The sequence below is a fragment of the Streptomyces chartreusis genome, from assembly GCF_008704715.1.
GTDB lineage: Bacteria > Actinomycetota > Actinomycetes > Streptomycetales > Streptomycetaceae > Streptomyces > Streptomyces chartreusis.
Map to the genome: position 1 here is coordinate 175,484 of NZ_CP023689.1, position 18,575 is coordinate 194,058.

General features: G+C 68.6%; 15 protein-coding genes. 9 read left to right on the plus strand and 6 right to left on the minus strand.

Annotation, left to right across the window (positions count from 1 at the left end; genetic code table 11):
* The first annotated feature begins 419 nt into the window (after positions 1–419).
* On the plus strand, positions 420–3,707 hold the full coding sequence (locus CP983_RS00765; protein ID WP_150498098.1) for a GH92 family glycosyl hydrolase: 3,288 nt from the start codon (positions 420–422) through the stop codon (positions 3,705–3,707).
* An 80-nt stretch (positions 3,708–3,787) separates the two neighbouring features.
* On the opposite strand, the gene CP983_RS00770 is transcribed toward CP983_RS00765, so the two are convergent.
* Positions 3,788–3,967: a hypothetical protein gene (locus CP983_RS00770; protein WP_150498099.1), complete on the minus strand. Its 180-nt coding sequence runs from the start codon at positions 3,965–3,967 to the stop codon at positions 3,788–3,790.
* 200 nt (positions 3,968–4,167) lie between these two features.
* Here CP983_RS00770 and CP983_RS00775 point away from each other — a divergent pair, with 200 nt between their 5' ends.
* The 3 genes from CP983_RS00775 to CP983_RS00785 all read left to right on the plus strand — a co-directional run bounded on the left by CP983_RS00775 (position 4,168) and on the right by CP983_RS00785 (position 8,602).
* Positions 4,168–5,064, plus strand: a complete 897-nt coding sequence (locus tag CP983_RS00775) for a hypothetical protein (protein WP_150498100.1) — start codon at positions 4,168–4,170, stop codon at positions 5,062–5,064.
* Between the two features lie 269 nt (positions 5,065–5,333).
* Positions 5,334–7,652 (plus strand): SpoIIE family protein phosphatase, encoded by a 2,319-nt coding sequence (locus tag CP983_RS00780; RefSeq protein ID WP_189748385.1) that lies wholly within the window; start codon positions 5,334–5,336, stop codon positions 7,650–7,652.
* 305 nt (positions 7,653–7,957) lie between these two features.
* Positions 7,958–8,602, plus strand: a complete 645-nt coding sequence (locus CP983_RS00785; protein WP_150498101.1) for a GAP family protein — start codon at positions 7,958–7,960, stop codon at positions 8,600–8,602.
* Positions 8,603–8,679: 77 nt separating this feature from the next.
* On the opposite strand, the gene CP983_RS00790 is transcribed toward CP983_RS00785, so the two are convergent.
* Positions 8,680–9,786 (minus strand): hypothetical protein, encoded by a 1,107-nt coding sequence (locus tag CP983_RS00790; protein WP_150498102.1) that lies wholly within the window; start codon positions 9,784–9,786, stop codon positions 8,680–8,682.
* 149 nt (positions 9,787–9,935) lie between these two features.
* On the opposite strand from CP983_RS00790, the gene CP983_RS00795 reads away from it, so the two are divergent.
* Positions 9,936–11,111 (plus strand): UDP-N-acetylglucosamine--N-acetylmuramyl-(pentapeptide) pyrophosphoryl-undecaprenol N-acetylglucosamine transferase, encoded by a 1,176-nt coding sequence (locus CP983_RS00795; RefSeq protein ID WP_150498103.1) that lies wholly within the window; start codon positions 9,936–9,938, stop codon positions 11,109–11,111.
* A 70-nt stretch (positions 11,112–11,181) separates the two neighbouring features.
* Here the strand turns inward: CP983_RS00795 and CP983_RS00800 are convergent, their stop codons facing one another.
* Together CP983_RS00800 and CP983_RS00805 are read right to left on the minus strand one after the other, a co-directional pair.
* Positions 11,182–12,318, minus strand: coding sequence for a PQQ-dependent sugar dehydrogenase (locus tag CP983_RS00800; RefSeq protein ID WP_150498104.1), 1,137 nt, complete (start codon positions 12,316–12,318; stop codon positions 11,182–11,184).
* A 257-nt stretch (positions 12,319–12,575) separates the two neighbouring features.
* Positions 12,576–13,124, minus strand: a complete 549-nt coding sequence (locus CP983_RS00805) for a hypothetical protein (RefSeq protein ID WP_229914596.1) — start codon at positions 13,122–13,124, stop codon at positions 12,576–12,578.
* 294 nt (positions 13,125–13,418) lie between these two features.
* On the opposite strand from CP983_RS00805, the gene CP983_RS00810 reads away from it, so the two are divergent.
* Positions 13,419–14,870, plus strand: coding sequence for a DUF1996 domain-containing protein (locus CP983_RS00810; protein WP_150498106.1), 1,452 nt, complete (start codon positions 13,419–13,421; stop codon positions 14,868–14,870).
* A gap of 88 nt (positions 14,871–14,958) precedes the next feature.
* Here the strand turns inward: CP983_RS00810 and CP983_RS00815 are convergent, their stop codons facing one another.
* On the minus strand, positions 14,959–15,693 hold the full coding sequence (locus CP983_RS00815) for a translation initiation factor IF-2 (RefSeq protein ID WP_150498107.1): 735 nt from the start codon (positions 15,691–15,693) through the stop codon (positions 14,959–14,961).
* Positions 15,694–16,004: 311 nt separating this feature from the next.
* Entirely contained in the window at positions 16,005–16,439 is a 435-nt protein-coding gene (locus CP983_RS00820) for a hypothetical protein (RefSeq protein ID WP_189748387.1), read from the minus strand.
* A gap of 241 nt (positions 16,440–16,680) precedes the next feature.
* Here CP983_RS00820 and CP983_RS00825 point away from each other — a divergent pair, with 241 nt between their 5' ends.
* Genes CP983_RS00825 through CP983_RS00835 form a run of 3 tightly spaced genes read left to right on the plus strand, consistent with a single transcriptional unit; the run spans position 16,681 to position 18,568 of the window.
* Positions 16,681–17,157 (plus strand): hypothetical protein, encoded by a 477-nt coding sequence (locus CP983_RS00825; protein WP_150498109.1) that lies wholly within the window; start codon positions 16,681–16,683, stop codon positions 17,155–17,157.
* A 41-nt stretch (positions 17,158–17,198) separates the two neighbouring features.
* Positions 17,199–18,329 (plus strand): hypothetical protein, encoded by a 1,131-nt coding sequence (locus tag CP983_RS00830; protein WP_150498110.1) that lies wholly within the window; start codon positions 17,199–17,201, stop codon positions 18,327–18,329.
* On the plus strand, positions 18,326–18,568 hold the full coding sequence (locus tag CP983_RS00835) for a hypothetical protein (RefSeq protein ID WP_150498111.1): 243 nt from the start codon (positions 18,326–18,328) through the stop codon (positions 18,566–18,568). Before CP983_RS00830 ends, CP983_RS00835 begins: the two co-directional genes overlap by 4 nt.
* The last annotated feature ends 7 nt before the right edge of the window (positions 18,569–18,575 follow it).

Below are 18,575 nucleotides of genomic sequence, written 5' to 3' on the forward strand. Positions count from 1 at the left end.
ACTCCCCTGCTCACTGGGTCGCACTTCGGAATGAAACGATTCAACGAGCCTTCATTCGGATCCTATGAGCGAGCCATGTCCGCCCACAAGACTCCGGAAGCTTCATGGCGATGATCCGGCGGTAGTTCTCGACTTCGAAGGTGCCGACAGGTCGGCCCCCGTGGCCGCTTGGGCCGGCGCAGCCCCCGCCGGACTCCTGCCAGAACCATTGACAACGATGTCAGGAGCGTGATCTAGTCCGCTTCCGTCCAGCCATGTGCCGCTGATTGCGCTGTGAAGGGGCCCACCACGATGACCTGCACAGCGCCTGCCTTCGTCGGCACGTACAGCCGAGCCAACTCCCCCGCTGCGTCCGTCACTTGCCGATCACTTCTCATGCCGTACAGCGCATGACGGGTGAGGAACAGGAGACCGCCTCCATGCACAGACCCCTGCACCGACTACGCAACCGCGCGTCAACCGTGCTTGCCGCACTGCTCGTCGCCGGCGGTGCCCTGAGCCCGGCGCCGGCCGTCGCCCAGGGCACCGAGGCGGCGGCCGGTCAACTCACCTCCCTGGTCAACCCGTTCATCGGCACCCAGAACTTCGGCAACACCTTCCCCGGCGCGAGTGCCCCCTTCGGCATGGTTCAGGTCAGTCCGGACACCGGCGGCCAGGGAGGCTACGACTACCAGCAGGACAAGATCCTCGGGTTCAGCCAGACCCACCTCTCCGGCGTCGGCTGTTCCGTCATGGGCGAGCTGCCGCTGATGCCGACGACCGGAGCCGTCGACAGCGTCGACCCCGATGTCTACCGCTCCGCGTACTCCCACGACGACGAGGACGCCGAACCCGGCTACTACCGCGTCGGGTTGAAGAAGTACGGGATCGACGCCGAGCTGACCGCCACACCCCGCACGGGATGGCAGCGCTACACCTTTCCCTCGACCGACCGCGCCAACGTCCTGTTCAACACGGGCAGGGCCAACCAGAAGGTGTACGGCTCGGAGGTCCACGTCGTCGGCGACCGTACCGTCGAGGGCCGCGTGGAGGCGGGCAACTTCTGCGCGGGCAAGGACCGGCACACCGTCTACTTCACGGCGACGTTCGACAGGCCGTTCGCCTCGCACGGCACCTGGCGCGGAACCACTCCCTCCCCCGGTGAGCGGGACGCGGCCGGCGAGGGCGGCAACGGCGCCTGGCTGACCTTCGACGCCGCCGCCGACCGCGACGTCGTCGTCAAGGTGGGGCTCTCCTACACGGGTGTCGAAGGCGCCCGGCAGAACCTCAAGGCCGAGACGGACGACTCGTACGACTTCGACGCGACTCGCACGGCCCTGCACGAGACCTGGGAACGGCAGCTCGACGCCGTCCGGATCGGCGGCGGGTCGGAGGAGCGGCAACGCGCCTTCTACACGGCGCTCTACCACTCGCAGCTGCACCCGAACCTCGCCGGGGACGTCGACGGCCGCTATGCGGGCTTCGACGGGAAGACGCATCTCGCCACGGGATTCACGCCGTATCAGAACCTGTCGCTGTGGGACACCCACCGGCCGCAGAACCAGTTGCTGCAGATGCTGCAGCCGAAGGTCGCCCGTGATGTCGCCTTGTCGGTCGTCGCGATCGGACGGGACGGTGGCTGGCTGCCTCGTTGGTCGCTCGCCAACAGCGAGACCAACATCATGACCGGCGACCCGGTCACTCCGTTCCTGGTCGAGGCATGGTCCAAGGGCCTGCTCACGGGGTACGAGAAGGAGGCGTACGCGCTCCTGCGGAAGAACGCTCTGAGCACGCCGCCGGACGATTCCCCCTACAACGGCCGTGCGGGGGTGGCCGCGTACAGCGAGCGCGGCTACCTGCCCAGCGGGCTCGAACTGGGGAAGGACTGTGCCGACAAGGGCGGCGACAACGACTGCCGGCACCCCGCCTCGGCAACCCTGGAGTACGCGGCGGCGGACGCGTCGCTGGCCCTGATGGCCAAGGGACTGGGGCACACCGCGGACGCCCGCCTGTTCGCGGCACGCGGCCAGTGGTACCGCAATCTGTGGGATTCCTCCATCAAGCAGTTCCGGCCGCGCACGGTCGACGGCACCTGGCTGACGCCCTACGACCCTGTCGAAGCAGGCCATCAGTTCCATGAGGGCGGCGCCTACCAGTACCAGTGGCTGGTGCCCCAGGACCCGGCCGGGCTCGTCTCGCTGATGGGCGGCAAGCGGGAGACCGAGAAGCGGCTCGACGCCTTCTTCGCCTACGACAAGCTCCTCGCCGACCCCGCCAAGACCGCTCGCGAGGACTGGATCGCGGCACCGTACGACTACTACGGCAAGCCGACCTACAACCCCAACAACGAGCCCGATCTGCACTCCCCGTACATGTACCTGTGGGCCGGCGCACCCGCCAAGACCGCCACCGTGGTCCGTGCCGCGATGACGCTCTTCACGGACGGGCCCGACGGCATGACCGGCAATGACGACCTCGGCACCATGTCCGCCTGGTACGTCTTCTCCTCCCTGGGCCTGTACCCGACGACCAACGGCGGCGACTTCCTCGCCGTCTCCAGTCCGCAGTTCCCCTCGGCGGTCATCCGCATCGGCGACTACGGGAAACAGCAGGGCGGCACGCTCACCGTCAAGGCCCCGGGTACGAGCGACACACAACGCTACGTGCGACAGGCCAAGTTCGGCGGGACGAACCTCAGCGCCACCTGGCTGGACTGGGACGCGGTCGCCAAGGGAGGAAAGCTCTCCTTCGAGATGGCCGACCGGCCGTCGACATGGGGTACGGGCAAGGGCGCCGAACCGCCGTCCGTGAACCGCGCGCCAGCCGATGGGCGCCGCCACCTCGACGCCTCGCTGCGCACGTCTTCCGATGTCCTGCCGACGGCCGACAGGGCTCAGAATGTCCGTCTCCAGATGGACGTGCTGGGCCAGTCCCCCGGCACCCTGCGGGTGGACGTGGCGGCGAAGGCTCCCAGTGGCTGGACCGCGAAGTCGCCCGCGTCCTTGTCGCTCACGTCCGATCGGCTTCCCGTCCAGCGGACGGCAGCGGTCGACGTGAGTGTGCCGGCCAACACCGCGCCGGGTACGTACACCGTGCGGATCACGGCGAGCGCGAAGGGTGTGAAACCCGTGGAACGCCTCGCGACCATCGAGATACGCGCGGCGGCCCGCTGCGCGGAAGGAGTTGGTGAGGTGTGCGCCGTCGATCTCCGCAAGGAGGTGAACCACGACGGTACGGCGACTGTCGCGGCGTCCGACGAGGGCGACTTCGACGGAGGGGGCTGGAGCTTCGACGGTGATCTGCTGCCTGCGGCGGGTCCGGTCGACTGGGGCGGCGTTACGTACGACGCTCCCGACCCGTCCGGGACGGCCCTGAACTTCGTCGAGGCTCGCGGTCAGTCCATGCTGCTCCCGGCCGGGTCGTACGGCGCGCTGCGCCTGGTCGCCGTGGCCCACCACGGTCCGGCGACGACTGCGCTCACCGTCCGCTACACCGACGGCAGCACCGCCGAGGTGCCCGTGACCGTGGGCGACTGGGCGGGATCGACACCGCAGGGCAGCTCGGTGGTGCTGGAGATGCCGCACCGGATCAAGCGCGGGCAGGGTGTGGACGGTCCGCCGGTGCGGCTGTTCGGTGCGTCCGCCGACCTTGATGCCTCGAAGACGGTGCGCTCTGTCGGCCTGCCGAACGATGCCCGAGTGCAGATCTACGCCGTCACTCTCAAGTAGCACGCCGCACGGGACGGCGCTTCGGTGACCTGAAGGGCTACGCCGTCACCCGCAGGTAGCACTCCGCGCGGGACGGCGCTTCAACGACGTGGTGGGCGGGGCTGGGACCGCCAAGTGGCGAACAGCCCCGCCCCCACGCCACTCACGGCGGTCAGGGCCGCTGGCCCGGCCCATACGTACACGGCGGCCGACAGCCCCAGGAGGACGAGCAGCGCGGCCAGTTCGACGATCCGTGTCTCGTGCTTCTCTTCATCGCTCATGCCGACCAGTCCAGCGGCCGGCCCCGCGGCGAGCGAGCGCACCGGAAGGACCCGGCACCGATCGTCCGAAGCCGGAGCGGACCGGAAGGGATCGGAAGGTCTGGGAAGGGACCGGCAGGGTGGGAGCGAGTGGGGCGAATGCCCCGCGAAAGCCGTCGACCTGGTCCTAGCATGGGGCCCGAGCTGCGGCAGGGGGATGTGTGAACGGTGCGTACGAAGACGAACTCGCGGCCTTCGCGGAGCAGTTGAGCGACCTTCACATAGCGGCGGGCCGTCCGAGTCACTCGGAGATCAGCAAACGCGCGGTGTCCGTCACTCTGCCGAAATCCACCGTGAATGACGCGCTGCATGGAAAACGCCTGCCGAAACGCGAGTTCCTGATCGCTCTGGTCCGCGTCCTGGTCGCCTGCGGAGACAACAAGGAAACGGTCCGGATCAGCCACGACGACCCTCGCCTCGCCGATTGGGCCGAGAGGTGGAACCGCCTGGCCCGCCTGGAGAAACAGCGAAGGCAGGTCCAGCAGGAACAGCCGGCGTCGTATTCGCTCCCCGCCAGCCCGAGCATCGAGTACGAACGTCCGCCCCGCGACGCCTCCAGCCACCAGTTGGAGGCCGCGAAGGAGGGGCTCCAGGAGATCCTGGCCGACCTCAAGACGTACGAAGACAGGGCGCGCGACGAGTTCCGCGAACTCCTCGACGAGAAGGCGCAGGTCGAAGCGGAGCTGCGCGAGCTGGAGAGAGAACTCGGACAGCAGCGCGCCGACCACGCCGAACTGAAACGGAAGATCGGAAAGCTGGAGCGGGATCGTCTCCGGCTGGACCGGCAGGTGCGGGAACTGCGTCAGCGGCTCAACGAGATCCCGACCGAAAGGCTGGCCCTGGTCGAGGAGCAGAACGAGATCCTCACCTGGCAGCACAGCAACACATACGAATGGGGCCGCTACGAGACCCTGACCCGGGAGCGGATCGAGGCAGAGATGGAAGCGGTCCGCGGCACCCTGTCGAAGGAGATCACCCGGCTCACCGATGAACTGGCGGACAGTGCACGGAAGCTGGCGGCAGCCGATCTACTCATCCGGGACCTCAAGAACCGCTGAGGCGCGCCGCGGCTTCATTACCCTTCTGGCCTCCGAGAATTTCATGCCGTAAAGCGGACTGGTCGAGCACTTGCCGGGCCCTTCTAACTCACCCTCGGACATGGCGGCGCTTTCCGTTCCGCCACGCTGGTGAAGCGACCGATCGCATGCGGGCAAGTACGGCCGTTGAAGAGCCAGTAGGCGTCAGGCGAGGGCGGCTGCGACCGGGATGCGCTGGGATGGCGCGATTCGCTGCATTCCGTGCAATCCGTCAGGCAGTTGGGGCCGCTATGAGCAACGTAATCGCGTCGGCGTCAAGCGACGGCGCTGGTACCACCGAGCGGTCGAACGGTCGACGCGACGTCGCGCCCGGTGCGGACCAACCCGGGACGGCCGAGGACCGGTTCCGGAGCCTGCTGGAGGCGGCTCCGGACGCGATGGTGATCGTCGATGACACCGGAATCATCAAACTCGTCAACGCCCAGACCGAAGTCCTCTTCGGCTACCGACGCGACGAACTCCTCGAACACCCCGTGGAAATGCTGATTCCCGGAAGGTTCCGCGCCCAGCACGCCGCCCACCGCGACGGGTACGCCGCCACCCGGCAGGTACGCCCCATGGGCGCCGGACACGAACTCCACGGACTGCGCAGGGACGGCAGCGAGTTCCCGGTCGAGATCAGCCTCAGCCCGCTCGAGACTCCCGACGGACTTCTCGTCTCCGCCGCCGTCCGCGACGTCAGCGAACGCAAGGCCGCCGAGGAACGGTTCCGCGGCCTGCTGGAGTCGGCCCCGGACGCGATGGTGATCGTCGACGACACCGGAATCATCAAACTCGTCAACGCCCAGACCGAAGTCCTCTTCGGCTACCGACGCGACGAACTCCTCGAACATCCCGTGGAGTTGCTCATCCCGTACCGCTTCCACGCCCACCACACCCAGCACCGCGAGGGGTACGCCGCCACCCGGCAGGTCCGCCCCATGGGCGCCGGACTCGAACTCCACGGGCTGCGCAAGGACGGCAGCGAGTTCCCCGTCGAGATCAGTCTCAGTCCGCTGGAGACCGCGGACGGTCTCCTCGTCTCCGCCGCGGTCCGCGACGTCAGCGAACGCAAGGCCGCCGAGGCGCGGATCAACGAGCTCGCCGCGCTCGTGGAGTCCTCCCAGGACGCCATCCTCGCCAAGACCCTCGACGGCCGCATCACCTACTGGAACGTCGCCGCCCAGCAGCTGTACGGCTATTCGGCCGAGGAAGCCATCGGCCGGCACGTGTCCATGCTGGCGCCGCCCGAGCGCAAGGACGAGATCACCCTGCTGCTGGAGCGGCTGCGCAAGGGCGAGAAAATAGAGCACTTCGAAACGCTCCGTCTCACCAGTACCGGCGCCGCGCTCGACGTGGACGTCACCCTGTGGCCCACGTACAGCCCCGACCGTAGGGTCATCGGTGCCTGCGCCATCATCCGCGACATCAGCGACCGCAAGCGGGCCGAGGCCGAACTCACCGCCCTGTACGAGCAGCAGAAGCACATCGCCCTCACCCTTCAGCGCAGTCTGATGGGCACCCCGCCCGCCATCCCCGGCCTGGAGGCCGCGAGCCGCTACCGGCCCGCCACCCAGGGGCCGGGCGTGGGCGGCGACTGGTTCGACCTGATCCCGCTCGGCGCCGGCCGGGTGGGCATCCTGATCGGCGACGTCATGGGCCGAGGCCTGGAAGCGGCCTCCGTCATGGGCCAGTTGCGTTCCGCCGCCCATGCTTTGGCCAAGACCGGCATGCAGCCTCGCCAGCTCATGCAGGCTCTGGACGCGGTCGTCGCCGACCTCGATGTCCCCGACCAGCTCGTCACCTGCTGCTACCTGGTCATCGCCCCGGACTCCGGATCCGTGACAGTCTGCTCGGCCGGCCACCTGCCCGCCCTCGTCGCGACTCCTGGCGACGGTGTCCACCGGCTCCTCTCCCCCGTGAACGCGCCTCTCGGTGTCGGCGACATCCTCTACCAGCAAACCGACGCGGCCATCCCGCCCGGAGCCACTCTCGTGCTGTACACCGACGGCCTGGTCGAGACGCCCGGCAGCGACATCGAGGACGAGATCGACAAGCTCAGCACGACCCTCGCCAGCGCCTTCACCCGCACGCGCCGCCTCGAGGCCACCGCCGACCACGTACTCGCCGCCCTGCTGCCGGACCCGGAGGGCCATGACGACGACGTCACCCTGCTCCTGGCCCAGCTCCCCGCCGCGCCGCTGGCCGCAGCCTCCGTGGAGCTGCCGGCCGAGGCCTCCTCGGTACCCGCGGGTCGCTCGTTCGTCGTCGACAACCTCACCGCGTGGGAGTGCGCGTCCGCGGCCGACGACGCGAGGCTGCTGGTCTCCGAGATCCTCACCAACGCGGTCCAGCATGCCGAGGGCCCGCTCGTCCTCCACCTACGCCGCACCACCACCGAACTCGCCATCGAGATCAGCGACCTCAGCCCCCACCTCCCCCAGCCGCGGCTCGCCGCCCAGGACGACGAATCCGGGCGCGGCCTGATCCTCGTAGACGCAGTCGCCGACAGCTGGGGAGTCCGCCCGGACGAACGAGGCAAGACCACCTGGTTCACCCTCCGGTTGTGACCGGCCGGCAGCATCCCCAGGTGGCGGACGGAGACGGTGTGGGCCGGGGGTATCCGTCCCTCGCGCTGCGTGGTCGGTGGCGACGAGGAAGCTCCCACCTGGGCGTGTCGCTGCAGCACCCTGGTTGCGTTGGTGCACCGTCGTTGTCATGACGACGACGGCCCAGGGCCCATCCTCGGCGCTGCCCCGGAGTATGGGGCGGCTTCCCGGTGGCTCCTTCCTGACGGGATCCGAGAATGTCTGTCCGGCGGAGCATTCGGTGCCCCCAGTGACGCTCGCCCTGACACCCGGGAACGGCTGATCCGATGGCCCTCGACCTGGTCGTCATAGGTACGGCCATCACCCTGGGGCCTCTGCACAACAGCGCCTTCATCCTGCTGCTCTCCTCGCGGCACGGCGTTCGCCTGGGCCTGGCGTTCTTGTTGTCGTGGCTGGCCAACCTGATCGTCGTGATTGCCTGTGTGTTGCTGCTGACCGGTGGTGAGCCCCCCGCTCGTCACAGCGCGCCCTCGACTGCGGCGACCGCTGCGAAGCTCACCATCGGCCTGGCGCTGGTGCTGTACAGCGCATACCGCTACCGCCGACCACCGCGCCCGCACAGCCCGCCACGCTGGACCGCCCGGATCGACGACATCTCCACGGTCACGGCAGGCGGCCTGGCATGGGTGTTCCAACCCTGGGCACTGGTCGGCGCCGGCGCCGCGACCGCCGTCGACGCCGACCTCTCCACCCTCGCCGACTGGCTCGCCCTGACCGGCTACTGCCTGCTGGCCACGCTCAGCCTGATCGCCATGGAGCTGTACGTGGTCTGGGCGCCCGCAGTCGCGAACGCCCGCTTGAACGCCCTGCGGACCTGGTTGGAACAGCACCAGGAACAACTGATCGTCACTCTCGCCCTGCTCTTCGGCCTGTGGCTGGCAGCCCGAAGCATCGCCGAACTGGTCGCCTGACTCTGACGGCCCGGTGTCCCCCGACACGCGTCTGCGGTGATGCTGACTCCCGGAGCATCTCCCAAAATCCCCGGCAGCTAGAAGAAGTCAGCCGTTCCGTCCTGGGGAAGGCTCTCAAGAATCGTGCGGAGCCACGGACTGCGAACGGCTCGAAGCCTCACCAGGGTGTGCTGGAACGTTCCCCAATCGGCCCGGAACAGGTAGTTGGGGCGCGGCGCCAGTGGCTCGTCGCGGAGGACGTCGTCGGGCAGCCTTCCCGTCGCGGGAACCGGCAAGTACGGCTGAGCAGAGACCAGCCAAAGCCACACGCCCAGCGGCAGCGGCACCCGGTATGCGGATGTTGCCGTGCCGTCGGGCGCCCAGGTTCGGCCTGTCTGTGGATGGACCGGTACGAGGAGGATGTCGACGCCCGCGTCAGGGGTGGGCCGTCCGGGTCCAGCCAGGACGGCGCGTCGCTTCGCCGGGCCAACGGGCAGCAGGGCGTCGAGCGCTCGTTGGAACACGTCCGCGGTAAGACCCGTGGGGACTGTCACCGGCTGTCCTTCGGAGGCCGCCAGCAGGTGGGCGAGCGCATGGCCGGCCGCCGCCTCCCATTGCGGACTCCACGACCAGTAGTGGCTCGTGCCGAACCGTCCTCCCCACGTGGAAATCGGCTCGAACGGTGGCGTGCTCGCCCCCTGCTCGGTCAGCTCCGTCCAGGAAAGCGGAGGAGGGTGGGCACCTTCCACGCGGACGCGGCGCACCGCGTCTGGGCTGAGCCGCACTGCCCGCCAGAGGGAGCAGTCGTCGATCCTGGTCGCCACCGGCAGGTCGCACGTCTCGCAGGCCATGTTGGGCCCGTCGGCCCCGTCGAGGCCGCAGCAGGCGCCACCGCGCATCTCGGGGATCATCCGGGTTCCGCGGACATCGCCGGGCGCGATGACAAACGCCCCTGGCGCACTGTCGGACAGGGCGTGGACCGGCGCGTAGATGCCGCGGGCCTCCGCCTCGCCCGGTTCGAGCTCGTCCCACATCCGCCACGGCCCTCCCCATGGATCGGGATCCACGGCAAACGTGCCTGACTTCATGAGCACCGGAAGCTGGGCCCCGTCCCCGTACGTCTGACGTGCATGGGCCGGAAGGGCGACTTGAGACAAGGGGACGGTCAGCGCGGCATCACACTCTGCGCAGGCGAAAACGAACAACGGCCCCCTCCACATGAGAAATCAGCTGCATCGTCGCAGCTCGGCGGCGGCCGGCCAACGCGTTTTCCCATCGACCAAATCCTGCCCTACACCCTTGGGGAATTGGCGGATCAGAGGCTCGCCCTCGCTCAACCAATAGGGTGCGCCGAGTGAAGAACGAACCAAGTAACCCCGACGTCTTCCGCCTCATCGTCACCGGAGGAGGCACCGGCGGTCACACGTACCCGGCGCTCACTGCGGTCCGCACGTTGCAGAACCGGCTCGCGGCGGAGGGCAAGGCCCTCGATGTGCTGTGGATCGGCACGGCCGAGGGCTTGGAAGCACGCATTGCGCCGGCCGAGGGAATCGCGTTCGCCACAGTGGCCACGGGCAAGATCCGCCGTTCGAGCAACCCGCTGAAGATGATGTCGGCAGCGAACGTGCGGGATATGGCACGCGTGCCGCTCGGCGTGGCTCAGGCAAGGAAGATCATCTCCCGCTTCGAGCCGGACGTGGTCCTCGCCACGGGCGGCTACGTCGCCGTTCCCGCGGGACTGGCCGCGCGTATGTGCCGGCGTCCGCTGGTCCTGCACGAACAGACCGTGCGCCTCGGCCTCGCCAACCGAAAACTGGCCGGTTCGGCGACCCGGATCGCAGTGTCCTCCGAGTCGACCCTGCCTCTCCTACCGCAGGAGGTACGCGGCGCCGCGGTAGTCACCGGCAACCCGATCCGGCCGGAGGTGCTGACCGGCCAGGCGGACAAGGCGGTGCAGGCTCTGGGGCTTCACGGCTTCGACCGTCGGCTGCCGACGGTCTACGTCACGGGCGGCGCGCAGGGGTCTCAGCAGATCAACGGCGTCGTACGGGATGCCCTGCCCTGGCTGCTGGAGAGGGCGAACGTGATCCACCAGTGCGGTCCGGACAACGCCGGGGAGCTGCGGCAGTACGCGGCGACCCTGCCAGCGGGGTCGGCCGGCCGGTACCACCTCGCCGGGTTCGTGGGCCCGGAGCTGCCCGATGTACTCGCTCTCGCGGACGTCCTCGTGTCCAGGAGTGGGGCCGGAACCCTGGCCGAGCTGACCGCACTGGGCAAACCGGCCGTGTTCATCCCGCTCGCCTCCTCAGCGGGCAACGAACAGGCGCACAACGCACGCCACTTGGAGGAGTCCGGTGCCGCCATCGCTCTCCTGGGCGACGTCACCGGAGACCATCTGCGAGACGCGGTGGGCCCACTCCTCGCCGATCCCGCGCGGCGGGAAGAGATGGCGCGGCGGGCCCGGGCGCACGGGAGGCCGGATGCGGCGGACAGGCTCGTGGACGTGATCCTTTCCGCCGCATCCGGCTGACCAGCCTGCGGCTACAGGGGGTAACAGCCGCACGATCACACTGGTTGCGCAGCGCTCCTGCCGGTGATTGCTACGCCGGGTCGACCCGGAAGACGCTGCCGCCAATGGCGAGCACATACAGTTCGCCGTTGCCGGCCTGGGCGAAGGAGATGACCTCGCCGCCGTTGGCTCCGAGGTCGTTCACGGCGGTCACCTTGCCGTGCTTCATCTGCAGGGAGCGTACGGTGCCGTCGCAGTAGTCACTGAACACGTACTGACCCTTGAGGGACGGGATCGCCTTGCCCCGGTAGACGTAGCCGCCGATCACCGAACATGCGAAGTTGGCGCGGTCGTACTCGTGGACCGGCGGCACATGGTTCGCCGGTTCCGTGCCGCCCCGGAAGGGATGGGTTCCCTCCATCTGGCCCCAGCCGTAGTTCTCGCCGCCCTTGCTGCTCGCCGGCGCCCAGTCGACCTCCTCCCAGTCGTTCTGGCCGACGTCGCCGATGAAGAGGTCACCGGTGCCGGCGTCGAAGGAGAACCGCCATGGGTTGCGCAGCCCGTATGCCCAGATCTCGTCCTTCGCCTTCGGGTCGTTCACGAAGGGGTTGTCCGGCGGGATGGCGTACGGCTTGCCGCCCCTCGGGTCGATCCGCAGGAGCTTGCCGAGCAGTGTGTCGAGGTTCTGGCCGTTGCCGTGCGGGTCTCCGCCCGAGCCGCCGTCCCCGAGTGCGATGTAGAGGTAGCCGTCGGGGCCGATCTTGATGTCGCCGCCGTTGTGGTTCGGGTACGGCTGGGTCTGGGTGATGACCGTACGCCGGGTCTGCGGCTGGATCTTGCCGTTGCGCACGGCGAACTCGTCGACGGTGCTGGTGCCTTCGAGGTTCGTGAACGAGATGTAGAAGTGCGCGAACTTCTTGTCGAACGCGATGCCCAGCAGTCCTCGTTCGCCGTCGGTGGTGGTCTCGGCGGATATGTCGAGGACAGGCTTGCTGAGCCCCTTGCTGTCCAATGTCCTTACGGTGCCCGGGCGTTCGGCGATCCAGAGCTTCCCTCCGGGACCGGCGACGCCTGCCGTCGGGTTCTGTGCCGTGGCCACGTTCTTGAGAGTGACCTTGGACGCCTGACGTGCGGCGGACGGCTCATCGGCTGACGCCGCGGTGAGCGCGAGGGAAGCGATGAGACAGACCGTGCCGATGATCGCCGTGCTTCTGGTGCGAACTCTCACCGTGTTCCTCCTGGAGGCGGTGAATCAGGTCGCGCTGCTGCCGAGGCTCGTCGCGCGGTGCCGCTGGCGCCAACACGCAACCTGGTGCGGGTGGGGGGAGAGAGATCGGTGTGCTGTGGGTCGTCTACGCATGAGGATACTGGGACGCGACGACTTGGTATAGACCAGCTTTCGAGAAGTGCAAGCGCCCGGCGGTGACAACCACTTGCGTTGATCGGAGCCGGCCAAGCCTCCATGGCCGGCGAACGCCCCGCCACCTAAACGCGCTTCGTCGGCCGCCCTCGCTCCCGCACGCCCTCGGCGGATCGAGGTGCCGCCACCGACAGCAGGGCGAATGCCACGGCGAAGCCGAGCATGGTGAACACACCCCTCGGCCAGAAGATGTGGCTGTCGACGAACGACCAGCAGGAGACGAGCAGCACTGCGGCGCCGGGCAACACCCTCACACCGCACCGCCGCCACAGCGCCCTGCAGGTCGCCAGCGAGGCCACGGCCAGTCCGTACGCGCCGGCCCTGCCCAACTCATCGCCGACGACGAACAGTCGGCCGGCCGCCCCATGCACACCATGGTCCACCACGACTCCTGCGGATATGCCCGCCACTGCGTCGAGACCCGAGTAATACGCGGCGAAGCAGAGACATCCGCCCCAGCAGAGCACCGTCAGCACTCCCTCCGCATCCGGGCGCGGCCTGCCCCACAAGGGCACGAGCAGTCCGAGCACAAGGAGCGGGAAGACCGGCAGGAGGGCGATGTGCAGCGCGGCCCAGTGGCCCGCCGTCGTCGCCGTCAGATGTCGCGGGTGCATCAAGCCGGCTCCTGCCAACAGCAGCGGAGCAGCGGTCACCAAGAGCATCACGCGCAAGGTACGGAGGGATCGCATCGGCTCAAGCTAGGCGGCCGCCCAGGGGCGCTCGGCGCCCGTCGGCCACATGTAAGACATCCGTAAGGAGAGACCGACTTCGTCCAGCTCGAACCCACCACTTTCTTACGTAGGCATGACATGACACCCAACGCCCCGCCCTCACACTCACCCCACCCGTAACTCTGAGCACCCCAGGCCGCCGAGACACCTGACGGCCGACCACCTCAGAGGAATCCCATGCGACACAACACTCGCAAGCGGTCGAAGACAACACAGCGCGCCATCGCCGCCACGGCAGGTCTGGCCCTTGGAGCGGGAGCGCTGATCGCGGTCAACGTGTATGCCTCAGCCCACGAGAGCGCGAACGGCAACTCCACGAAACGTGCGACCCAGGGCCCGGCCGATCCGGCAGGCGGGGCCACCACCATCAGCTGCCCTGATGTCGGGGCCAAACTGACCTCGGTCCCCGAGCGGGCCAGGACGCAGGTCGACAGGGAACTCGCGCTGCTCGACAAGCAGGTGTCCGAGGCGTACCAGAAGCTTCGAAGTTCGGCCAAGGCCATCCAGCAGGACCGCAGCTTCGCCAACAACGCGATCATGGCTCCGCTGAAGGACAGGCGCACCGCGACCATCGACCGGATCGCGATCGCCATAGGTCGCTCGGGCACCAGGCCACAGGGCCTCGAAGCCCTCGCCGCATGCACGCTGCGCGCCACCGACGCCCAGCAGGAACAGGGGCCGGGCCAGGAGCAGGGCGACACCGCCGTCCAAGGCAACGGCCCGGTGGCCGCCGACTTCGTGGACATCACCACGGTCCGGCCCAATGTGAAGAGCCCTCGCAAGCAGCGCGGCGCTTCCGCGGGCAGGTTCACCACCCAGTGCGGCGTCAACGAGAACAAGCTCTACAACTCCGACAACATCATCGTCGCCCCCGGCGTCGACAACGGCGCGCACCATACCCACGACTACGTCGGCAATCAGGACAACGACGCGTTCACCACCAACGAGGAGTTCGCCGCCGCCGCGACGAGCTGCCGCAACCAGGGCGACAAGTCGACGTACTACTGGCCGGTTCTCCGTCTGCAGGACGGCAAGCAGGAGTTCGACGCCCAGGAACTCGGCGGCGGCGCCGAGGGCAACACCGGCACGATTCTGACCGCCTCGAAGGTCACCCTGAACTTCGTCGGCAGCCCGCGCGGCAAGGTCGTGGCGATGCCCAAGTTCCTGCGGATCATCACCGGTGACGCCAAGGCATTCACCAACGGCACCGCGAACGCGAATGCCTCCTGGAGCTGCACCGGCTTCGAGAACCGCCAGTTGACGGACAAGTACCCGATCTGCCCGCAGGGCAGCAGCCTGGTCCGTACGTCCAAGTTCCAGAGCTGCTGGGACGGTCGGAGCACCGACAGTGCCAACCATCGCTCGCACGTGGCGTTCGCGGACCCGAGGACCGGTGCCTGCCCGAGCGGAATGAGGGCCATCCCGCAGCTGGTCCAGCGTCTGGTCTACGACGTGGACGCACCCAGCCTCGACGACAACGGGCAGTCCAACCCCTTCTACGCGGTGGACGGTTTCCCCGAGCAGATGCACAAGCCGATCACGGACCACGGCGACTTCATCAACGTCTTCGACGAGCGCCTGATGAACCGCATGGTCCAGTGCATCAACACCGGTCGCGCGTGCCGGTGACCTTCTGGCCGGCCCTGGGCGTCACTGGGACCGGCCGCCCTCCCCCGCCGGCTGAAGGGGCACCGCCGGCACTCCGTGCGTCGACCCGTTAGTGCGGTGCCGGCATCGGATCCAGGGCGTTGGCGATGGAGCAACCGCCCTCTCCTGGCATCCGCTGGATCCGGGACGGCACCCACACCTGGTTGGCGCCGGGGGCCACGCGGGCAAGTAGGCAGTCCTGCGGGTCGAAGCCATTGCCCTTCACCGACAGGAGAACGCCGACCCGGCCGCCGTCCGCCTTGACCTCGGTACGGATTGCCGGATCCAGGTCCAGGGCGGCGAGCGTACGGCGCACCTCGGCCTCGTCGACCCGGCCGCCCTCCGGCACCCGGGGAAGCTTCGCGCGAAGTTCCTCATAGGGCAACTGGGGCGGTTCGGGTGGCGGGGCGAAGGTCAGCGGAGGGCCCTGCGGGCAGTCCGCGTCGCGGGGATCCTCACGCCACTCCGACTTGGGCGACACCCGCACGGCGAAACAGCGCCGCACGGTGACTTCTTGGGGGTCGCTCCATTCGTTGTACGCCGAGCCGGAGGTGCGGACGATCACGTCGATGCCGTCCCCGTCGTGAGTCGAGGTACCCGTCACCCGCATCACCTCCACCCCGTCGATGCCGGAAGCGGAGCGCCCGACTTCCTCCGCCGTGCGCGGACGCTGGCCGTAGAGCACTTCGCCCGCGTGCCTGGCCGCCTCGCGTGCGGCGTCCGTCGCCTCGTCCTCGGAGGACGGCACCACCCCGCAGCTGACGGTGAACAGCAACAGCGGGGCGAGCAGCAGCAGTCGGCGCATAGGTCCACCCTTCCGGCGCCGCGCGGGGCGGGCTACCGCTCGCGTACTCAGACCGGAGTAGGTGATCGTACTCAGCCGCTGCAGCGCTCAGACGCGGGAGCCCACCTCCGTGCGGTACCGACGGCAGGCGTACACCTCGCCGAAGCGGGCCCGGCAGCTTGACCGGCGTAGGACCTGATGCGTCGGTCGGTCAACACCGATGCAGTAGGGCGGCAGCGACGTCGAACGCGGCCTTGCGGCCAGTACGAAGTCGCTGCCGCCCTACTGGGTCGGCATGCTCGCCTGTGCTGCGGATGAGGCAGCCCCGCGTGTCAGATCCGGCCACCGGTCATACGGGTGATCGGACCCAAGGTGCGCCGACCGGAACGCCGACCCGCCGCGTACGACATCGCACTCAGCGCGGTCAGCCCTGCGCCCACGCCCGCGGCGAGGATCTTGCGGTTGGCGATGAGCGTCCAGGTCGACTTGGCGAACGCGGCAGCCTGCCCCGAGGCGGAGACGACTGCCATGCGACCGGCCTCGACGCGCTGGGCTGCCGTATGAGCGACCGAAGTGGTTGCCTTGGCAGTCCGTTCGGCGGCGCCGGCGGCGGCTGATGCCGCGTCACCGGCCTTGTCGGCAGCCTTGTCCGCCGCCTTCGACGCCGGAGCAGTCGCCCGCGACGTGGTGCGACGGGCCTTGGACGCGGCCGCCTTCGCGGATACGGAATCTTGACTGGTGTCGTTGTTCGAAGGGCTCATGGACATCGCGTTGCCACTCCCTTCGGCAGCAAACATGTTCGACCAAGACCACCTACGCCACGGCGTCAAGCGCCGCGCACCGACAGAAGCGTCTATCGGCCACGGCAGCCCGTCGAGTCTGCCCCCTCCTCGAGGTCGGGCGGGGTGGTCCAGAGCAGGCGCGTCCGTTTGGTTGTCGTGTACATTTTAAAGTGAGCTGTCGTCGCGCTCCACGGGGGAAGCGCGTGCCGACGGCCGAGGGAGAATCATGAGCGAGCCCGTCGACCCGAGGTTGGCGTACGCGACCGTGGCAGAGCCCTCTCCGGGGCCCACGCCCGGCCCCACTCCGGCTCCCCCACCGTCCGACCCGGGATCGGACGGCGACGGGGGCCCGAGCCCGGAGCCGTCGCCCTCGCCGAACCCCAGCCCCACCCCGCCGGCGCCGTGGGGTACCGATCCCGACGTCGGCGTGACCTCCTCGTTCCTGCGCAGGCGGGCCGACGACTGCGAGACGGCGTCCGAGGTCATCCGCAAGACGCGGGGCGTGGCCGAGGACGCGAACAGCGACCTGGCCCGTGCGGCCGGCGGGTGGCAGTTCACCAGCAGTCTCGACGAGTTGCAGGGCCGCTGGGAGGCGCTCAACAACGTCGTTGTGCAGCGGCTCGACCAGGCTGCGGCCAACTTCCGCCTCAGCGCGGACGCCTACGACGCCAACGAGACGCGCACCGCCTCACAGTTCTCGTGAGCCTGAGGACCACCGACCGCACCGGAACACGGGGACAGGACATGCCCGGCTTCTACGCACTGCTGCAACTCGACGTCGCCGGACTGGAGACATTCGCCGACGAGTGGGTGACAGTTCACCGAAAGCTCACGGAGGCAAGGACGGGCTTCCATGACGACGTGGTGAAGCCTCTCCATGAGGACCACTGGCGCGGCGAGGGCGGCCGCGCCGCGCAGGACTACTGCGACCGCGTCCAGATGGATATCGACGCGCTGGACAAGGAGGTCAGGGCCCTGCGGAACTTCCTTGACACGGAGGCCGACGGTGCGACGGGCCGCGGCGGCGTGAAGGGCCTCGCGGGCCTGAAGCTGCGCGCCGAGAACCTCCAGCGGGAGGCGCTGACCGAGGGAATGAACATCACGGACTCCGGCACGGTCGAGTGGGAGGTCATGTACGACCCGAACGACCCGGAGACCCCGAAGATGCTCGACGAGCGCAGGAACACCGCCGACTCGCTGCAGACGCGGGTCCGCACTCTGCTCGATGACGCCGCCGAGGACGACGAGTGGCTGGCGAAGAGCCTCAAGGTGATCTTCGGTACGGTCGGCAACTTCGAATCCGAGAACCGCAGGTTCGGCATCGTGGAGCCCACCGCCAAGGACCGCCAGGTCTACAACCAGCTCAACAACGTCGCCGCCTACTTCGCCGTCATGAAGGGCTGGCCGACGGCCGCCGGCCTGGTCCAGCACTATCTCGACGGCAGCGGAAAGCCCGTCGAGGTCGAGCCGCAGCAGATGATGAACGACATTCCGGCCTTCCGGAAGGACGTGGATGGCACGCTGCAGAACGACGTGCGCAAGCGCGGAGACGGGCCGTTCACCACCGAGTGGTCCTCCACCGCCCCCAACCCGGCGGACGGCGACCGCAGCATGGAGTGGTACTACGCGCTCAACCACTTCCAGTACCGCCTCGTCGGGGAGAAGCAGGGAGACGAGATCAAGTACCACGTCGAGGTCCAGAAGCGTTACGACTGGGGCATCCCCAGCGAGCACCGCGCCACGGTGTCCGGCGGCGGTCCCGGTCCGATGGGCATGGACCTGGAACAGGCCGACATCGCCCACCTCCACACCTCCGGCATGGCCCAGGACTTCGACGTGTCCGGCTCGTCCGACGAGATGACGGCCCGCTCGTGAAGGGCCGTCACACTCCAGCCGGACCGCCGCGCCCCAAGCCGGACAGCACCACTCGGGACGACGCGGGCCGCGGTGGCCTCCTCAAGAAGGTGGCCCTGTGGACCGGACTCGCCCTCTGCATCGCCTTCATCGTCTGGGTGGCATGGGGGTTCCTCCAGTTCGACCACGACATCGACAATCCCCGTGAGGGCGGCTTCTCCGGCTGGCAGTGCGATGCCGGCCGCGACTGCGGGTCTTGACGACACC